Below are 17,566 nucleotides of genomic sequence, written 5' to 3'. Positions count from 1 at the left end.
CCATGGACATTGATCAATGATTCTCGCGCAAACCGGGCACGTCGCCCTTCGAGCACGACCGTCCGTGACGAGCAGCGATTCAGATTACGGTTCAGTAACGGCGAGGCCCCCTGCACGACAGGCCGCCACCGTCGCCCCTGAACGGGGACGACGGTGGCGGCCTGTCAACTGGTTGCCGGTAATCGACGTCCGCACCTGGACGCCGGCCGAGGTGGCTCCGCTACCGGCGTCCGGCCTCGCCGTCGTGCACGGGCGCCCCGGAGGTGACCTGCTCGGACGACGCCCGCGGGGCGGGCGCCGTGGCAGCGTCGGCGTCGCCGTCGGCGCGGTGCCGCGCGGCGGCGGTGGCCCGGCGTCCGGCCAGCACCAGCCAGAGCCCGATGATCAGCGCAAGAGCGCCGACGACCGTCAGCACGAGCGGAATGGTCCGACCGATCAGCAGCAGCTTGTCCCGGTTGTTCCCGGCAGACTCGACGCTGTTGGCGATCGTCTGGTCGGTGTAGACGAAGTCGCCGTCCAGCAGCGGGGTGCTCGCGCCCTGGTCTGGCACCAGCGTCTTCTTCTGCTGCTCGCGCACCTTGACGAAGTTGCCGCTGACCGGCTCGACCCAGATGGTGCGGGTGTTGCTGTACATCACCTTGCCGCTGGTCGCGCCCGGCGCGAACGCCCCGAGCAGGCCACCCACCCGCTCGGCCGGCATGCCCAGATCGGTCTCCTCGATGACCTGCTGGAACCGGTACGCCTCCGTGCCGTTGATCTTCTCGGTGCCGTCGAACCGGATCGGCAGCGCCTTGCGCAGGTCACGGTCGAAGTACTCGTAGTCCTTGCGCTCCGTGTTGAACGGGAACTTGTAGGTCTGACCACCGAAGGTGACCTCGCTCGGCCCCTCCGGGCCGTCGGCCTGGAGGAACTGCTTGTCCCAGTCGACCGCCGCGGCGGTCTTCCGGTCCAGGGCCAACTCCGCGGAGTACTGGCTGATCACCTCGCCGGTCTGGACCCACTTCACCGTGCCGTACGCGCCCCAGACGACCGACTTGCCCTCCAGGTCGCCGGTCATCTCCGCCTCGGTGCTCCCGGCCTGCGGCGCCACCTCGGTGGTGGACTCCAGCCTGCCGGTCTGCACGGTCGGCGGGGCGTCCTTCTTGAGCTGCAGGAACTTGGCGTTCTCCGCCACCGCGACGCTCGGCTTCAGGCAGCCCTCGGGCTTGCCCTCCGCGTTGCACAACTTGAGGTCGTACGGCAGTTTCGTCACCGTCGGTGCCACGAAGAACGCCGCTCCCGCGGCGAGCACGAGACACAAGACGCCTATCCCGAACAGCACGGCGCCCAGACGAGCCTTCACTGATCCTCCTAACAAAGACAGTCAGCCGGTGTCCGGCGAGCGGTCCTGTCCCTAAACTTGGCCGCAGGTTACTCCCGGGTTACATATTCACGCGACCCTCTGGACGGTTGATGTCTGCCCCAACTCCGGATCACGACCTCCGCCGACTGCCCGCGTTGGACGCCGTACGGGTGATCGGCGCGCTGGCCGTCGTCGGGCACCACGTCGGGTTCGCCACCGGTGCCAACACCGGCGACTCGGGGCTGGGCAGCTGGTTGTCCCGCCTCGACGTGGGCGTCGCCGTCTTCTTCGTGCTCTCCGGCTTCCTGCTCTTCCGCCCGTACGCCCACTCGTCGGCCACCGGGCAGCGGTCCCCCTCCGCCCGGCGCTACCTGTGGCGCCGCGCGACCCGCATCCTGCCCGCCTACTGGCTGACCGTGGTGGTCTGCCTGCTGGTGCTGCCGCAGAACCAGCCGGCCTCCGCCGGCGACTGGTGGCGGCACCTGACGCTGACCCAGATCTACGAACCCCGGCAGTTGCGCCACGGCCTGAGCCAGACCTGGAGCCTCGCCACCGAGGCGACCTTCTACCTGCTGCTGCCGCTGCTCGCCGTGCTGCTGATGCGGCGGCGCTGGCGGCCCGGCCGGTCCACCGTCCTCATCGTGGCGGCGGGGCTGGCCATCACCGCCGGCTGGGTGGCCCTGATGGGATCGGGCCTGCTCAACCTGGGCCTGCACACCATGTGGCTGCCCTCGTACGCCGGCTGGTTCGGCGCCGGCATGGCGCTGGCGACCGTCCACGTGTCGCTGCGCACCGGCACCGGTCACCGCTGGCGGTGGCTGGACGACCTGGGCGCCGCACCGCTGGCCTGCTGGTCGGTCGCGCTGGCCGCCCTGGCCGTGGCCACCACGCCGATCGTGGGTCCCCGCGACCTGGCCGAGCCCACCGCCGCCGAGTTCGGGCTGAAGATGGCGCTGTACGCCCTCGTGGCGGTGATGGTGGTGCTGCCGGTGGCGTTCGGGCCGGCCACCCGCACCAAGGCCGTCCTCGGCGGCGCGGTCGGCCGGTGGCTCGGCCGGGTGTCCTACGGGCTGTTCCTCTGGCACCCGTTCGTGCTGGAGGGGGTCTACATCGTGGGCGACCGCCCGAACTTCAGCGGCGACACGGGCGAGATATTCCTGCTCACCGTCGCCGGTGGGCTGGTCCTCGCCGCCATCAGCTACTACGCCGTCGAGCGCCCCTTCCAGCGCTGGAACGCCCCCCGGCCGCGTCGGCGCGGGAGCACGAGGGAGAACCAGAGCACCGTCACGGCGGCGACCGCCGCCAACTGAGGCGCCGCGTCGGTGTGCCCACCCCGGGTCACCGCGTACCAGCCGGCCAGCCCGAAGCCGGCCACCGGCAGCCAGCGCCCGGCCACCCGGTACAGCCGGCGCAGCCCGCGCCGGTCCGGTGGGTGCAGGTGTGGCGCCAGCGCGTGGCCGGCCACCACGCCGGCCGCCGCCAGCAGCGCCACCGCGACCGCGGCCAGGCCGCCGACCAGCAGCAGCGCAGTCCCGCCGAACAGCAGGGCGAGCAGCCGGTGCCGGCGTCGACGCGGCGGCCCCGCCGCCGGCACCGGCACCGGCACACCCCGACTCGGGAGCAGGGCGGCCAGCGCGACCCCGCCCAGCGCGATCGCGCCGGCGCCCAGTGCCAGGACGTACCCGTCGTCCGGGGCGAACCGCAGCAGCACCTCGCCGGAGAACCCGGCCGGCACCAGCCAGCCCTGCTGCCAGCCGTCCACCACGAACGGGGTGAGTCGCTCGCCGCCCGCGGTGGCCTCCCACCCGGGGTTCGCGTTCTCGCGCAGGGCCAGCACCCGCTGACCCGGGTACCCGTCCAGGTGCAGCGACCGTCGGGTGGCCGACCAGCCGTCCACCCGGACCGGAGTCTGCACGGCGTCCGGGACCTGCGCCGCGCCGGCGACGCCCGCCGAGCCGGCCGCGCTGCCGTCGGTGGGCCCCGGGACCACGGCGTGCGGCGTCAGGACGAGCCGGGTGGGCGTAGCCAGGCGGCTCGCCGCCGCCACCACCCGCACCTCTGCGCCGGCCAGCGGCAGCGGATCCTTCGCTCCGGCGCCGCACAGGAGCGCGTCCACCTCGCGCAACTCCGCCAGCTCCCGCCGGCTGGCCACCAGCGCCGTCCGGCGCCGTACCGCACCGACCTCGACGGTGGGCCCGGTGCCGCAGGGGAGCGTGACGCGCGCCTCCGGGTCGTTGCGGGGCACCGGTCCGTCCGGCAGCACGGTCAGCTCGCCGACGCCGACGGGCAGGCTCTGTGACAGCCGCCGGTACGGGTCGAAGGTGTTGGCCGGCACCACGTCGGAGATCAGCACGGTGATCTCGTCCGTCTTGAGCGGCCGGTCGAAGACCAGGCTGCCGCCCTCGTCGAAGACGCCACCGCGCATGCCGCCGTCGCCGATCACGGTCGCCTGCCACGGGCGGGCCGCCGCCGCGGTGGGCGGCAGGGTCACCTTCAGCCCGGCGATCTGGCGGGCTTTCGGCCAGGTCAGGCGCAGCCACGGCTGCCGGTCGGAGCTGGCGGCGTACCAGGTCGTCGCCGGGTCGCCGTCGACCACCGCGCCCGGCCGGGCCGCGGGGTGGGAGACACCGACGCTGGAGGCGGCGACCACCGGGGTGACCCCGCGCGCGACGGCCGCCGCGCCACCGCCGTCGAGCAGCGCGTTCAGCGCGCCGCCCGCACGTGGGCGCACCCGCAGCGCGACGTCGTAGCCGGCGGCGACCGGCAGGCTCAGCGTCCGGTCGATCCGGTCGCCGTCCTCGGACTCCCGGACGAGTCCGCCGTCGCAGATCGGCCGCCCCTCGTCGAAGACGCAGGGCGCGGCACCGGCGGCGGCGGTGAGCACCACGGAGGCCGGGGCGGCGGTCGCCGGGGGCGCTGGCACGGCCAGGGTGCGCTCGGCCCGCACGCCCGGGATGGTGATCTCGGCGATGCCGACGCCGCCGAAGCCGGCCCGGATGTCGAAGACCTCGTCGATGGAGATCCGCACCCGCCGGGTCGGGTAGCCGGCGGGCATGGTGACCTGCACGCTCTGGCCCGGGTTCTCCACCACCGCCTGCTGGTTGCCGGCGCTGACGGTGATCTTCGTGGGCAGGGAGTCGGCGCCGGTGTCGAAGACGATGCCCACCTCGCGGACCACCTGCGGCTCGGTCAGCTCCACCTCCAGCCACTGCTCGGTGGTGACCGTCCCGGGCGCCGAGCGCCAAGCGGTGGCGAGGCTGCCGTCGAGCGCCGCGTACGGCTGGTGCGCCGGTCGGCCGCCGACCAGCGGCTGCGCGTCGGACCAGGAACTCGACGCGGTGACCGACCCGATGCCCAGGTAGCGCACGGTGGTGGCCTGGCCCTCGCCCCACGGCGGCAGGTAGTCCCGGGCGGGCGCGCCGAGCCTCGCCTCGTCGGCGGAAGTCATGGTCGCCGAGGCGTTGTCGTGCGGCTGCCCGAACGCGACCTCGCGTCGGCGCATCCCGTCGGTGAGCACCACCGGGCCGTCGGTCAGCCCTGCCGGCCGATCCCCGACGAGCACCGTCGGGGCGTCGGAGAGCCGGCCGGCCGCCGCGATCTGGAGCAACGACTCCGGCCCGCCCACCACGGTGGTCAGGCCCTTCACGTCGTACGCGACGACGGGGCTGACCGGCTGGGCGACCTCGTACACCTCCAGGGCCCGGACCTTCACGTTCAGTCCGTGGTCGACGAAGTTGCCGGGCAGTTGGCCGCCGCCGACCTCCGGTCCGAAGGCCCGCACCGGGCGGATGCCGGGCGAGCGTTGCAGTGCCTGCCGGACCACCACCGGTTGGGTGGCGCCCGAGCGCCCGTAGTCGAGGTCGGAGCGGAGCAGCAGGTACCGCACGCCGGAGCGGGCGAGCAGGTCGGCCAGCCCGGCGGAACCCTCGCCGTTGGCCAGTGCCGACTCGACGGCGTCGAGCAGCCGGATCGTGCCCGGCGGGGTGAGCGGCACCGAACTGCGTACCGCCCAGGGGCTCTCCAACAGAGGTTGGGTGACCTCGTCGCTCGGGCTGCCCCACAGGTAGCGGGGGAACCGGGCGGCGGGCACCACCAGCACCCGGTCGTCGCCGAGGTTGCTGTCCAGCCAGGAGGTCGCCTGGTGCCAGTAGCCGGGCACCTCCCGGAAGCTGCCCTGGGCGGGCAGTCCGGCGGCCAGCGCCGGGGCGGCCACCCCGGCGACCGCGACGAGGGCGGTGCCGGTGACCAGTGTGGCGCGCAGCCGCACCGGCTGGAGCAGTCGGGGCAGGCCCGGGTTCACGTCGGGCCGGTCGCCCGCGCGGGCCGCCCGCGCCACCAGCCCCAGCAGGTGGGCGAGGCCGAGGATGAGCGGCAGCCGCAGCACCACGTCGAACTTGTGCACGTTGCGCAGTGGCGCGCCGGCCGCGTCGAGGAAGTCCCGCTGCGTCTGGGCGCCGAACCCGTCGATAGCGCCGACGTGGCCGAGCCCGACCAGGGCCAGCCCGACCAGCAGGCCGGTGACCAGGAAGCGCCGGTGCGGCATCCCGCGCCGGGCCAGGCCGGCGAGGCCGAGACCGGCCACCACCAGGGTGGCGATCACCAGCGGCTGCTCGGTGGCCAGCCGCCAGCCGGCCGACCAGGGCGGCCCGTACGCGCCGTTGAGGTACGCGTGCCAGTGCGAGGCGCCGCGCAGCACGGTGGTCATGTCGGTGGGGGCCGTGGTGACCGGCGCCGTCTCGATGTAGTCCAGGAACGGCGGACTGTACCGGCCCAGCAGCAGCAGGGGCACCAGCCACCAGGCGGTGGCGGCGCCCACCGCCAGCCCCCAGGCGACGAGCGCCCGGATCCGCAGCCGGAACGGGTGCAGGCCGACCAGCCACAGACCGGCGAGCGGCACGACGGCCAGCACCGCCGTCGCGTTGACGCCGCCGGCGCACGCCACGACCAGCGCGGACAGGGTCACCGCCCGGCGTACGGAGCCGCCTCGGGCCAGCCCCACCAGGGGCACCAGCACCCAGGGTGCGAGGGCGCTCGGCCATGCCTCCACCGAGATCGGGCCCAGCTCGGTGACCAGCCGGGGGGAGAGCGCGAAGGCCACCCCGGCGAGCAGGCGGGCGGCCGGCGTGCCGATGTGCAGCCGCTCGGCCAGCCGGACCACGCCGGTGCAGGCCACCGTCATGACCAGCGCCCACCAGAGCCGCTGCACCACCCAGGCCGGGATGTCGAGCACCTCGCCGAGCAGGAAGAACGGGCCCATCGGCCAGAGGTAGCCGTACGCCTGATTCTGAAGCTGGCCGAAGGTTCCGTCCGGGTCCCAGACGTGCAGGGCGCGGCTCAGCCATCCGGCTGGATCGACGGCCAGGTCCACCTTGGTGTCGATGGCGATCATGCCCGGATCCTGAAGGAACGCCAGGGCCGACAAACCGAGACAGACCGCGACCAAGCGTAGACGCCACACCCTTCTCGATGTGGCGTCCGGTCGGTCGGTCAGCTCCGGGCGGGCCGGCGCCTGCTGCATTTCGCCTCCGATCGGGCATTGCGGGGGCCGTGACGAAGCCCATAGTGTGACGCGACGCGAAGACTACTCGGCAGTAGGAGTAAGTGTGGAAGCACCGCCTGCCGCCACCCGGCACGTACTTTTCCTCAACTGGCGCGACACCCGGAACCCGGAGGGCGGCGGTTCGGAGGTGTACGTCGAGCGGATCGCCGGTGAACTCGTACGCCGGGGCCACCGGGCCACCCTGCTCTGCGCCACCCACTCCGCCGGCCCCGCCGAGGAGATCACCGCCGCCGGCGTACGCGTGCTGCGGCGCGGCGGCCGACACACCGTCTACCTGCGCGCCGCGCTCGTCTACCTGGCCGGAGCCCTGGGCCTCGGGCCGCTGACCCGGCGCCGGGGCGGTCGCCCCGACCTGATCGTGGACGTCGGCAACGGCCTGCCCTTCCTGTCCGCCCTGTACGCCCGCCGGCCGGTCATCGCACTCGTGCACCACGTGCACCGTGAGCAGTGGCCGGTGGTGCTGGGCCGCTGGCTGGCCGGCTTCGGCTGGTGGGTCGAGTCCTGGCTCGCCCCGCGCGTCTACCGCCGCTGCCAGTACGTGACCGTCTCGGCGGCCACCCGGCGGGAACTGGCCACCCTCGGCATCGACCCGTCCCGGGTCGCCATCGTGCACAACGGCACCCCCGACATGACGGTGGGGCCGGTGCCGCGCACCCCGCAGCCGTCCCTGGTGGTGCTCGGCCGGCTGGTGCCGCACAAGCAGGTCGAGCTGGCCCTGCACGCGGTTGCCGGGCTCACCGGCGAGCTGCCGGGGCTCACCCTCGTGGTCGCCGGCCAGGGCTGGTGGGAGCCGCAGCTGCGCCAGCTCGCCGAGGAGTTGGGCGTCACCGACCGGGTCCGGTTCACCGGCTTCATCAGTGACGCCGAGAAGCGGGAGCTGCTGGCCAGCGCCTGGGTCGCGCTCACCCCCTCGCTCAAGGAGGGCTGGGGGCTGACCATCGTGGAGGCCGGGGCGGTCGGCACGCCGACGGTGGCGTTCCGCGGTGCCGGCGGAGTCGAGGAGGCGCTCGTCGACGGCGAGACCGGCCTGCTCGCCGACGGTGCCGACGACTTCGTCGCCAAGGTGCGGCTGCTGCTGACCGACGACGCTCGGCGCACCGCGATGGGCACGGCGGCGCGGGCGCACGCGGCCCGCTTCACCTGGCCGATCTCGGGCGAAAAATTCGCGGCCCTCGTGACGAGGGCCGCGAACGTTCGGAGCGTGGTGCCGGCGGAGCAGATGGAACCGGTGGAGCCGTCCTACCTCGTGCCGTAGACCAGCGGCTTGTTGGCGCCGCCGCCACCGCCGTCCGAGCTGGTCCGCGCGGCCTGCTCGGCCTTGGCGGCCTCGGACGACGAGGTGCCGGTGAGGGTGGTGGCCAGCGCCACCGACCCGAAGACGCCGAGAGCGACCGCGATCACTCCGGCGAGAACCAACGAGAGAGCACTGCGCATGGTGCTGACTTCCTCCTCGTGAGCTGCGTGCGCGGGACGTTACCACCAAGTAGCGTCGGTGGGGAGGGCCGCGAGGACGATCGATTCCGGCCTGGCGGCGGGAACCCTCGGCAGCTCACCGCGCACCGGGGCCCCGCGTGGTCGGGTTCTCGTACAGGGTCAGGTCCTCGCCGGCGTACACCTCGCGGAGCCCGACCAGCGTCGCCGGGTCCGTCCGCTGCCCGCCGGCCACCCGTTGCACCACCACCCAGCGCACCCCGGTGGCCCGCACCGGGGCACCGGAGTCGAGCACCCGCCGCACGTGCGCGACGCGCCGGTTCTCCCCGCTCACCTCGCTCGTGCCCACCCAGAGCGTGTCGTCGACGAGGACCTCGGCGTCGACGTAGCGGGGCAGCGGGTCGAGCGCCGTCCGGCCGCCGTTCCACGCATAGGCCCGGTAGGAGCCCAGCGGCAACGAGAGCACCTCGCCCGGCTGGCCGTCAAGGCGGGCGGCGACGGCGTCCCAGTCCGCCGGATAGGCCACCGGCCGCAGCCGGCCGGCCGCGCCGAACGCCAGGTCCGGCAGAACCACCACCGGCAGTGCCAGCGCCCCGGCCAGCACCGCGCCCGCGCCGGCCCGTCCGACCCGGCCGGCCGCTCCGGCCAGCCGTTCCGCGCCGAGCGCGAACCCCACGGCCACCAGCAGGGCGTACGGGACGAGGAACTTCTGCCCGTCGCGCAGCACCCCGGCTCCCGGCACCGTGGCGACCAGCCACTCCAGCGACGCGCCCAGGCCGGGCAGCACGCCCAGGGCTGCGAGCAGGAACCCGCCGGCCGCCAGCCCGGCCAGCCGGTCGCAGAACCCGTCCGGCCAGCGGTGGCGCAGCGCCCGGTAGCCGAGGACCGCCAGGGCCAGCACGACGGCGGTGGCCAGCGGCGCCAGCGGGGACGACCGGCTCACCGGTGTGGTCTGCGCGTTCCAGATCCCGCCCGTGCCGGCCAGGGCTCCGAGCGCTCCGCTCCAGTTCTCCGCCCGCGCCGCGAACGCCGCCACCCCGTCGGGATCGGTCCGGGCGTCCGCCCTGGTCAGGGCGGCAGCCACCAGCCAGGGCGCGTTCAGCAGCAGCACCACCGCGATCGCGATCGCGCCGACCCGGCCCCTGCCGCGCCGCGGCACCAGCACGACGGTGGCCGCCAGGGCGATGAGGCCGCCGGTCGGGGTCACCGCGGCGAGGGCGGCCGCCAGCACCAGCAGCGGCAGCGCCCGCCGTCCACCGGCCCGCAGCCGGATCACCGCCAGCACCAGCCAGGGCAGCGACGCGTACGCCAGGAGCAGACCCCAGTGCCCGATCAGCAGCCGCTCCGCCAGGTAGGGCGTCCACACGTACCCGACGGCGGCCACCAGCCGGGTGACCGGGTGCCGGGCCGGCACCAGCAATCCGGCGCCGACGGTGGCGAGCAGCAGCACCGCGACCAGCGCCAGCCGCTGCACCAGCCACCCTGGCACCGCCTGGCTCGCCAGCGACACCAGGGCGTCCAACGGCACCGCCCGTGGCAGCGAGTCGGACGGGGCGACGAGTTCGGCGCGCCACGGCTGGTGCGGCACGAAGACCATGTCGTAGCTGAGCACGTAACCGGGTGCCGCCAGCGGAGCCAGCACCAGCAGGGTGACGGCCAGCCCGAGCCCGACGAGCATCGACCTCTCCCGCAGGGTTGACCTCCTCATTACGCTGACCGGGCGTGGCACCGGCGTGGCGCCACTGTACGCGCGCCCGTTGCACAGCCGGGAGTGCCGGCGACACGGGACGGTTGATGGGTACGGATTCGGAAAAGCCCGGCCGGGCGACCGGGCTCGGCACCGCCGGCATCGCAGTGACGCTCGCCGGCGTGTTCGTCAACGGGCTGGCCTACGTGGTGCCCGTCCTCGGTGCGCGGCACCTTGATCCGGCGGAGCTGAGCGCGCTCGCCACGCTCCTGGCGCTGGGTGCGATCGGTGGCGTGGCCAGCACCGGGCTCCAGATCGCGGTCGCCGTGCACCGGGCCCGGCACGGTCGCGCCGCCACCGCCCGGCCGGCCCTGCTCACGGTGCTCGTCACCGCCGCCCTGCTCGCCCTGACGCTGCCGGTGGCCGCCGTCCAGCTCCGACTGACCGCCCCGGCGGTGCTGCTGCTCGGCGTGCTGACCGTGGCGGTCGTGGCGGCCGGCCGCTGGCTCGGCGAGTTGCAGGGCGACCAGCGCTTCCTGCGGCTCGCCGGCGGCATGGCGCTGCTCGGCGCCGGCCGCTACGGGGGCATGGTGGCCGGGCTCTCGCTCGGCGGCGGGCTCACCGGGTCGCTGCTGGCCGGCGCGCTCACCTCGGTCCTGGTGCTCGCCCTGCTGGTGCGCCTCAACCGGGGTGCCGGCATCGACCCGGCCGTGCCCTCCCTCGCCACCCGGACGGTGCTCACCGCCAGCGGCGCCACCCTGGCGATGCTGGTGGTCTCCTACGCCGACCTCCTGCTCGCCCGCCGCTTCCTGCCGCCGGACGTCTCCGGCACCTACGCCGTCGGCACGGTGCTGACCAAGGGGGCGCTGTGGGCGCCGCAGGTGGTGACCGTGATCGTGCTGCCCCGCCTGGCCAAGGGGGACCGGCGGGCCCTGGTCGCCGCGCTGGCCCTGGTCGCCGGCGCCGGGGCGGTGCTGGTGCTCGGCTCGGCGCTCGCGGGCGGGCTGGCCTTCCGCCTGGCCGGCGGCCCCGACTACGCCGCGGCCGGTCGTTACGCCCCGGTCTTCGCCGCCACCGGCGCCCTGTACGCGGTCGTGTTCATCCTGGTCAACGCCCGGGTCGCGGCGTCGGTCCGGTGGCCCGCCGCTCCGCTGTGGACGTCCACGGTGATCTTCGTGGCCGCCGTCGCGACCGTCGTGCCGCGGACCGTCGCCGGGATCGCCGGGGCCGCCCTGGCGACGGCGGCGGCCACCGCCGTCGCCACCGGATTCCTGACATTGGCCCACGAGCGGGGCAGCAGGTCGAAACGCACCCGTACGGCCACTACCACCCAAGCGGGAGGACATGTCACAGTGCGGGACGGATAACCAGGAGACGGGGGTTTCTGGTGAGCGTCAGCACGGCCACGACCGGGTCCGGTCCAGGGAAGGTGCGCACCCACGCCCGTTGGTTGCTCGTTCTGTACGCCACCGCGCTGGTGCTCACCCTGACGGCCGGCGTACCGGGCCGGGCACGGGCCGAGGGCGGCATGTCGGCCGACCGGCTCACCGCCCTCTTCGAGCGCTACGGCGACACCTCCGGCCGATGGAACGGCGCCGACCGGACGGCCTCGGTCCGGCTCCCCGACGGCCGGCTCCTCTGGCTCTTCTCCGACACGTTTCTCGGCCCTGTGGGCCCGGACGGTTCCCGCCCCCGCACCGCGTCGTTCATCAACAACTCCGCCGTGGTGCAGCAGGGCGACGAACTGCGCGAGACGGTGCACGGCGGCACCGCCGAGGACCCCGCCTCGCTCGTACCGCCCCCGGCCGCCGACCAGTTCTACTGGATCGGCGACGCCCAGGTCGTCGACGAGACCCTCCAGATGCTGGTCAACCGCTACCGCCGGACGGGCGACGGCCCGCTGGACCACGTCCTGCTGGGCACCTCGCTGGCGACCTTCGCACTGCCCGGGATGACACCCGTCGCGGTCCGGCCGCTGCCGCTGGGAGAGCGCATCTCGTGGGGCTCCAGCCTGCTCCGCGATGGCGGACACACCCTGATCTACGGCACCGAGGCGAGCGGCGAGACGAAGTTCGCGCATGTCGCCCGGGTCGCCGGGACCGACCTGAACGGCCCGTGGGAGTTCTGGACGGGCACCGGCTGGGCGCCCGCAGCGGACAAGTCCGCCCGCATCCTCAGCGGGGTCGGCACGTCGTACGGGGTGCAGCGGGTCGGCGACCGGTACGTGCTCGTGACCCACGAGAACAACCTGGTGTTCAGCGCCGACGTGGTGGCGTACACGGCGGGTGGGCCGACGGGTCCGTTCGAAGGTCCGGACTACCTGCACCGCGCGCCCGAGACGGACGCCGGGCATCTCGTCTACGACGCCGACCTGCACCCCGACCTGGCTCGTCCGGGCAAGCTGCTGATCTCCTACAACGTCAACAACGTCGACGACGCCGTGACCTACGCCGACGCCGGCCTCTACCGGCCGCGCTTCGTCGAGGTCGACTGGCCCCGCCCCCGGCCGGACCGGGCCGACGTGCCGCCGGCGCCGGTGGCACTCACGGCCGAAGCGCGGGGCGCGGGCAACGCCGAGCTGCGGTGGCGTCCCGTCCCGGTCGATGACGAGCTGCGCTACCTGGTACACCGCCGGAACGTGACCGCCGGGCAGACCCACTTCGTGCGGATCGGCGAGCCGTCCGCCGAGCCCCGCTCCTCGGCCGACTTCCTGGTCAACGGCCACGAGTACGAGTTCCGGGTGACCGCCGTCGGTCGGCGGGGCGAGGGTCCTCCCTCGCCGGTGGCGCGGATGACCGCCACCGTGCCGCCGCCACCGCCGCCGAGCGGGGTGCGGGCCGCGGCCGGCCGCACCGGGGACGTCGCGGTGCACTGGGAGCCGATCCCGTTCGTCCAGGTGTTCCGGCTCTACCGGCGCGACGTCACGGCGGGGCAGCGGGAACCGGCCCTCGTCGGCACGTTCACCGGCACCAGCGCCACCGTCGGCTCGTTGTGGCACGCCCGGACGTACGAGTTCACCGTCGTCGCGGTCGGCGGCGGCGGGGACAGCCCGCCCTCGACGCCCGTCCGGGCCACCGCATCGGTCAGCCCGCCGGCCGCGCCGGCCCGACTGACCGCACAGGCCCAGCCGGACGGCGACATCCGGCTGGGCTGGGCCAACCTCGGTCCCGGCGTCTCCTACCGGGTCTACCGGCGCGACCTGACGGCGGGCCAGAGCCGCCTCGGGTCGCCCGCACTCGAGAGCCGGCCGAGCCACCTCGCCCGCCACCTTGAGCACGGCCACGAGTACGAGTTCGCCGTCAGCGCGGTGGACCGCGACCGCGAGGGCCCGCTCTCCCCGCCGGTGCAGGCCCGGGCGACCTTCAGCGCGCCGAAGGTGGTGCCGACCGACCTGCGGGTGACGAAGGTCGGCACGGCCGAGGTGGAGCTGACCTGGCGGTCGGCCAGTCCCGGCGGGTGGCACCGCGTCTACCGGCGGGACCTCACTGCCGGGGAGCGGGAGTTCACCGAGGAGGAGGTGCCCGTGCAGGGCACCGAGGCCACCATCCGCCAGCTGCGCAACGGACACGAGTACGAGTTCGTGGTCGCCGCGGCCAACCAGGCCGGTGCCGGGCGGCAGAGCAGGCCGGTCCGGGCCGTCCCTCGGCTGCCCACGCCAGCCGGGCTGGCGGCGACGGCGGCCGGCAACGGCGAGGCCCGACTGAGCTGGCGGCCGGCGGGGCCGGGCCTCGCCTACCGCGTCCAGGTCCGCGACGTCACGGCCGGTGGGGAATGGCGGACGGACCCGGTGCCGGTGGGCGGGACGGACTTCACCGCCGTGCTGCTGGTCCGCGGGCACCGCTACGAGTTCCGGGTCGCCGCCACCGACGGCATCGACACCGGCACGCCGTCCGCGCCGGTCGCCGTGCTCGTCCGCTGAGACACAGGCGGTGACCACGTCGCGCTGGAGGAGCTGGCCCGGTCAGGCCCCGGCCGTCAGCCAGGAGTGCAGCAGGTGGTGGTCGATCGAGTCGGCGCGGCCCAGCGGCCGTCCGGCGGCCGCCCGCTGGCGCAGCTCGTCCCGGGTGAACCAGCGCGCCTCCAGCAGCTCCTCGCCGTCCACCCGCACCTCCTCGGACGCGGCGGTGGCCCGGAAGCCGACCATCAGGCCGGCCGGGAACGGCCACGCCTGCGAGCCCACGTACGCCAGGTCGGTCACCGTCACCCCGGCCTCCTCCGCCATCTCCCGCCGGACGGCGTCCTCCAGGCTCTCGCCCACCTCGACGAAGCCGGCGAGCGTCGAGTACGCCCCCTCGGGCGCGCCCGCGTGCCGGGCCAGCAGGCAACGGTCGGGGACGCCGGGCGCCTCGATCAGCACGATGACGGCCGGCTCGATCCGGGGGAAGAGGAGCCGTCCGCAGTCCGCCCGCGCGCACGACCGGACGTGTCCGCCGCCCCGGGCGACTGTCGACGCCCCGCACGTGCCGCAGAAGCGCTGCTGGCGGTGCCAGTGCAGCAGCCCCCGCGCGTACGCCTGGACGGCCGCCCCGGCCGGGTCGAGCCGGCCGACCAGCGCCCGGACGTCCACGGCGGCGCTCGCCTCCGCCACCTCGACGGCGGCGGCCTCGGGCAGCCCGGAGAGGTCGACGGCGAAGACGGCCGAGCCCTCGTCCATGCCCAGGAAGACGGTCTCGTCGGCGACGGTGAGCGCCTTGGCCGCCCGTTCCCCGGTCAGCCGCACCGGCACGTCCCCCGCGACCAGGCAGCGGTCCCGCCAGAGCGGCAGCAGGGTGCTCGCCGGGTCCGCCAGCAGTGCGGCGAGCCGTTCCGGGTCGGTACGCAGCTCCCCCGCCCGGTCCAGCCAACCGCCCCCGTACGCCAGGACCGCCTCGTCCGCTCCCATGTTCCCTACCGTGCCATGCCCGCCGGCCCGCCCGACGACCGGCCGGTGTCCCCCGACACGCCGGGCGACACGCCGCGACGCGAAGGGTGGGGCGCTGACTCCCGACCCGCCGGGGCGCCGGTTACCGTAGGTGTCTTCCGGGCGGAGGCGCGCTCCCCCGTTGTGGTACGTCCGATCGAGGTGACCGTGACGCTGTACGGCGAGAAGATTCCACCCGCCGACGACCGGCCCACCGTGCAGGTCAAGGCTGTGACCTGGCCCGGTGACGAGCCGGAGCCGGTCGCGCCGGCTGGCCGGCCGGGCGGGTCACGGTCCCGCCGGACCCGCCTGTTGCTGGCCGCCGGGGCCGCCACGGCGGTGCTGGCCTCCGTGGCGGGGGCGGGTGCCTACGCGTACGCCGGTGACGTGCCGCGCGGGACGACGGTGCTCGGCGCGGAGTTGGGCGGCCGGAGCCGCGCGGACGCCGCCCGGGAGCTGCGGACGGAGCTCGAACGCCGCGCCGCCACGCTCAACGCCCCGCTGTCGGTACGCGTCGGCGAGCGGACCGCCACGATCGACCCTGCCACCGTCGGTTTGGCGGTCGACGTCGACGCCACCGTGGCGGCGGCGGCCGAGGCCGACGCGCACGCCGTCGACCGGCTCGTGGGGTCCCGGGCGGTGCAGCCGGTGGTGGCCGTGGACGCCGTCCGGCTCGACGCCGCCCTCGAGAAGGTCGTCGGCGCCCAGGGCCGGAAGATGACCATGCCGGCGATCACCTGGAAGGGCACCACGCCGAAGGCGGTGCACCCGAAGCCGAGCCTCGCCCTCGATCCGGAACGCTCCGCGCAGGTGGTACGGGAGGGCTGGCTCGCCGGCCAGCCGGTGACCGTGCCGCTGGTCGAGACCCACCCGGCGACCACCGCCGAGGAGGTGGACCGGCTGGTCGCCGAGCTGGCGAAGCCGGCCGTCGCCGCCCCGGTCACGCTGACCACCGGCAAGGGCTCGGTGCAGATCCCGCCGAAGGCGATCGCGAGGAGCCTCCGGTTCACCGCCGACAAGGCCGGCAAGCTCACCCCGCAGGTCGACGTGAAGCGGCTGCGGGCCGCGCTCGGCGCCGACCTGGCCGCGATCGAGGTGCCGCCGAGGGACGCCCGGATGACCATCTCCGGCGGCAAGCCGAAGGTCGTCGACGGCAAGCCCGGGCAGCAGCTCGACAGCGCGGCCCTCGGCCGCGACCTGCTCGCCGTCCTGCCGAAGGCGGACGACCGGAAGGTCACCGGCGAGCTGAAGCCGGCGGAGCCGGAGCTGACCGCGGAGAAGCTGGCCGGGTTGGGCATCAAGGAGCGGGTTTCCACCTTCACCACGCACTTCACGGGTGGGCTCTCCTCGCCGCGAAGCCAGAACATCGTCACGATCGCGAAGGACGTGGACGGCACGGTGGTGCTGCCCGGCGAGACGTTCTCCCTCAACGGGCACACCGGCGAGCGCGGCTACGCCCAGGGCTACCGGGACGCCCCGGTCATCCTCGACGGCAAGCTGGTCCCGGGGGTGGGCGGCGGCACCTCGCAGTTCACCACGACGCTGTTCAACGCGACGTACTACGCCGGGCTGGAGGACGTCGAGCACAAGCCGCACTCGTACTGGTTCAGCCGCTACCCGGCGGTCATCGAGTCGACCATCTTCTGGCCGGACCTGGACTTCAAGTTCCGCAACAACACCGAGCACGGCGTCCTGATCGACACCTCCTACACGTCGAGTTCGATCACGGTGTCGATCTGGAGCACGAAGATCTGGGACAGCGTGAAGACCGAGTACACCCCGCGCCGCAGCATCACCCAGCCGAAGACGGTCTACCTGGAGCCCGGCCCCACCTGCATCCCGGCCGGCGGCAGCCAGGGCTTCACCCAGGACGCCTACCGGGTGTTCAAGAAGGACGGCAAGGTCGTGAAGCGGGAGAAGTTCACCTGGCGCTACTCCGCCGAGCCGCGCTTCATCTGCGGTCGCGAGCCGTCCTGACCATCGCATGGACGCGCGGCGGTGCGGAGGCACCGCGCACCCCGTCCTGTAGAGCTGTCCGCCCTGTAGAGGAAGGTCGGTGCCGCAATGGCAATTTCGTTCACGGCGGAGGTCGACCGGTTCATCACTGTCGCGACGCAGTTGAGCAGCGAGGACCTGGAGCGGGTGTACGAGTTGCGGATGGCGGTGCGCCGGGCTCACGGACGGCAGCCGAAGCCGAGCCTGTCCGCTGCGGCGTTCAGCAAGCTGGACAAGCGCGTGCGGGATGACCTGCGCGCCCGCGGCCCGCAGTTCTGGGCGTACCGTGTCGGGGCGATCAGCGAGGCGATCGTGGCGACCCTGAGCGCGGCCCGTGCGATCTGGAAGCCGGAGCAGCTCACGCCTGAGCAGTACCACCTGATCGTCGGCCCGTTCGAGCAGGTCGGAATGACTGTGCCGGCACACCCGGACGATCCGCCGCGGCCTGATCGTTGACACAGTCGCCGAGCGGCGTTCAGCATGACGCTGACGCGCTGGCGTCTTTCGGCCTCGAATTGGTCCGTAACGCAGTTCAGGGCCACCCCCGAAGGGGTGACCCTGAACTGAAAGATTGTCCGGCGGTGTCCTACTCTCCCACACCCTCCCGAGTGCAGTACCATCGGCGCTGGAGGGCTTAGCTTCCGGGTTCGG

At 74.2% G+C, this 17,566-nt stretch carries 10 protein-coding genes and 1 pseudogene; 6 read left to right on the top strand and 5 right to left on the bottom strand.

Going from position 1 to position 17,566, the window contains the following annotated elements:
* Nucleotides 1-220 precede the first annotated feature (220 nt).
* Complete coding sequence (locus ABZ573_RS28760) at nt 221-1,342, bottom strand: DUF3068 domain-containing protein (RefSeq protein WP_192581409.1); 1,122 nt, start codon at nt 1,340-1,342, stop codon at nt 221-223.
* 110 nt (nt 1,343-1,452) lie between these two features.
* Between ABZ573_RS28760 and ABZ573_RS28755 the strand changes: the two genes are divergently transcribed.
* Entirely contained in the window at nt 1,453-2,652 is a 1,200-nt protein-coding gene (locus tag ABZ573_RS28755) for an acyltransferase (protein WP_151454837.1), read from the top strand.
* Here ABZ573_RS28755 and ABZ573_RS28750 read toward each other — a convergent pair.
* Nucleotides 2,544-6,860, bottom strand: a complete 4,317-nt coding sequence (locus tag ABZ573_RS28750) for an alpha-(1->3)-arabinofuranosyltransferase (protein ID WP_358122169.1) — start codon at nt 6,858-6,860, stop codon at nt 2,544-2,546. The two genes, ABZ573_RS28755 and ABZ573_RS28750, sit on opposite strands and share 109 nt — an antisense overlap.
* A gap of 85 nt (nt 6,861-6,945) precedes the next feature.
* On the opposite strand from ABZ573_RS28750, the gene ABZ573_RS28745 reads away from it, so the two are divergent.
* Nucleotides 6,946-8,157, top strand: a complete 1,212-nt coding sequence (locus ABZ573_RS28745) for a glycosyltransferase family 4 protein (protein WP_151454839.1) — start codon at nt 6,946-6,948, stop codon at nt 8,155-8,157.
* On the opposite strand, the gene ABZ573_RS28740 is transcribed toward ABZ573_RS28745, so the two are convergent.
* On the bottom strand, nt 8,142-8,336 hold the full coding sequence (locus ABZ573_RS28740) for a hypothetical protein (RefSeq protein WP_132238409.1): 195 nt from the start codon (nt 8,334-8,336) through the stop codon (nt 8,142-8,144). The genes ABZ573_RS28745 and ABZ573_RS28740 overlap by 16 nt on opposite strands.
* Nucleotides 8,337-8,478: 142 nt before the next feature.
* Nucleotides 8,479-10,041 (bottom strand): annotated as a pseudogene (locus tag ABZ573_RS28735) (hypothetical protein); the annotation flags it as partial.
* 86 nt (nt 10,042-10,127) lie between these two features.
* Here ABZ573_RS28735 and ABZ573_RS28730 point away from each other — a divergent pair.
* Together ABZ573_RS28730 and ABZ573_RS28725 are read left to right on the top strand one after the other, a co-directional pair.
* A complete protein-coding gene (locus ABZ573_RS28730; protein WP_151454841.1) occupies nt 10,128-11,387 on the top strand; it encodes a polysaccharide biosynthesis protein in 1,260 nt (419 codons plus the stop codon).
* Nucleotides 11,388-11,470: 83 nt separating this feature from the next.
* On the top strand, nt 11,471-13,939 hold the full coding sequence (locus ABZ573_RS28725; protein ID WP_358122166.1) for a DUF5005 domain-containing protein: 2,469 nt from the start codon (nt 11,471-11,473) through the stop codon (nt 13,937-13,939).
* 42 nt (nt 13,940-13,981) lie between these two features.
* Here ABZ573_RS28725 and nudC read toward each other — a convergent pair whose 3' ends face one another.
* Nucleotides 13,982-14,902 (bottom strand): NAD(+) diphosphatase, encoded by a 921-nt coding sequence (gene nudC / locus ABZ573_RS28720; RefSeq protein WP_358122164.1) that lies wholly within the window; start codon nt 14,900-14,902, stop codon nt 13,982-13,984.
* A 180-nt stretch (nt 14,903-15,082) separates the two neighbouring features.
* On the opposite strand from nudC, the gene ABZ573_RS28715 reads away from it, so the two are divergent.
* Entirely contained in the window at nt 15,083-16,897 is a 1,815-nt protein-coding gene (locus tag ABZ573_RS28715; RefSeq protein WP_358122162.1) for a VanW family protein, read from the top strand.
* A 141-nt stretch (nt 16,898-17,038) separates the two neighbouring features.
* Nucleotides 17,039-17,371, top strand: a complete 333-nt coding sequence (locus ABZ573_RS28710; RefSeq protein WP_327029930.1) for a hypothetical protein — start codon at nt 17,039-17,041, stop codon at nt 17,369-17,371.
* Nucleotides 17,372-17,566: the final 195 nt, after the last annotated feature.

The organism is Micromonospora sp. NPDC007220 (assembly GCF_040634035.1).
Classification (GTDB): domain Bacteria; phylum Actinomycetota; class Actinomycetes; order Mycobacteriales; family Micromonosporaceae; genus Micromonospora; species Micromonospora reichwaldensis.
The sequence above is the reverse complement of the archived record's forward strand: the minus strand, read 5'-3'. Positions and strand labels throughout refer to the sequence as shown.

Coding starts and splice junctions, on each gene's coding strand:
- ABZ573_RS28755 (WP_151454837.1), top strand. CDS start 1,453: ATGTCTGCCCCAACTCCGGATCACGACCTCCGCCGACTGCCCGCGTTG.
- ABZ573_RS28750 (WP_358122169.1), bottom strand. CDS start 6,860: ATGCAGCAGGCGCCGGCCCGCCCGGAGCTGACCGACCGACCGGACGCC.
- ABZ573_RS28740 (WP_132238409.1), bottom strand. CDS start 8,336: ATGCGCAGTGCTCTCTCGTTGGTTCTCGCCGGAGTGATCGCGGTCGCT.
- ABZ573_RS28730 (WP_151454841.1), top strand. CDS start 10,128: ATGGGTACGGATTCGGAAAAGCCCGGCCGGGCGACCGGGCTCGGCACC.
- nudC (WP_358122164.1), bottom strand. CDS start 14,902: ATGGGAGCGGACGAGGCGGTCCTGGCGTACGGGGGCGGTTGGCTGGAC.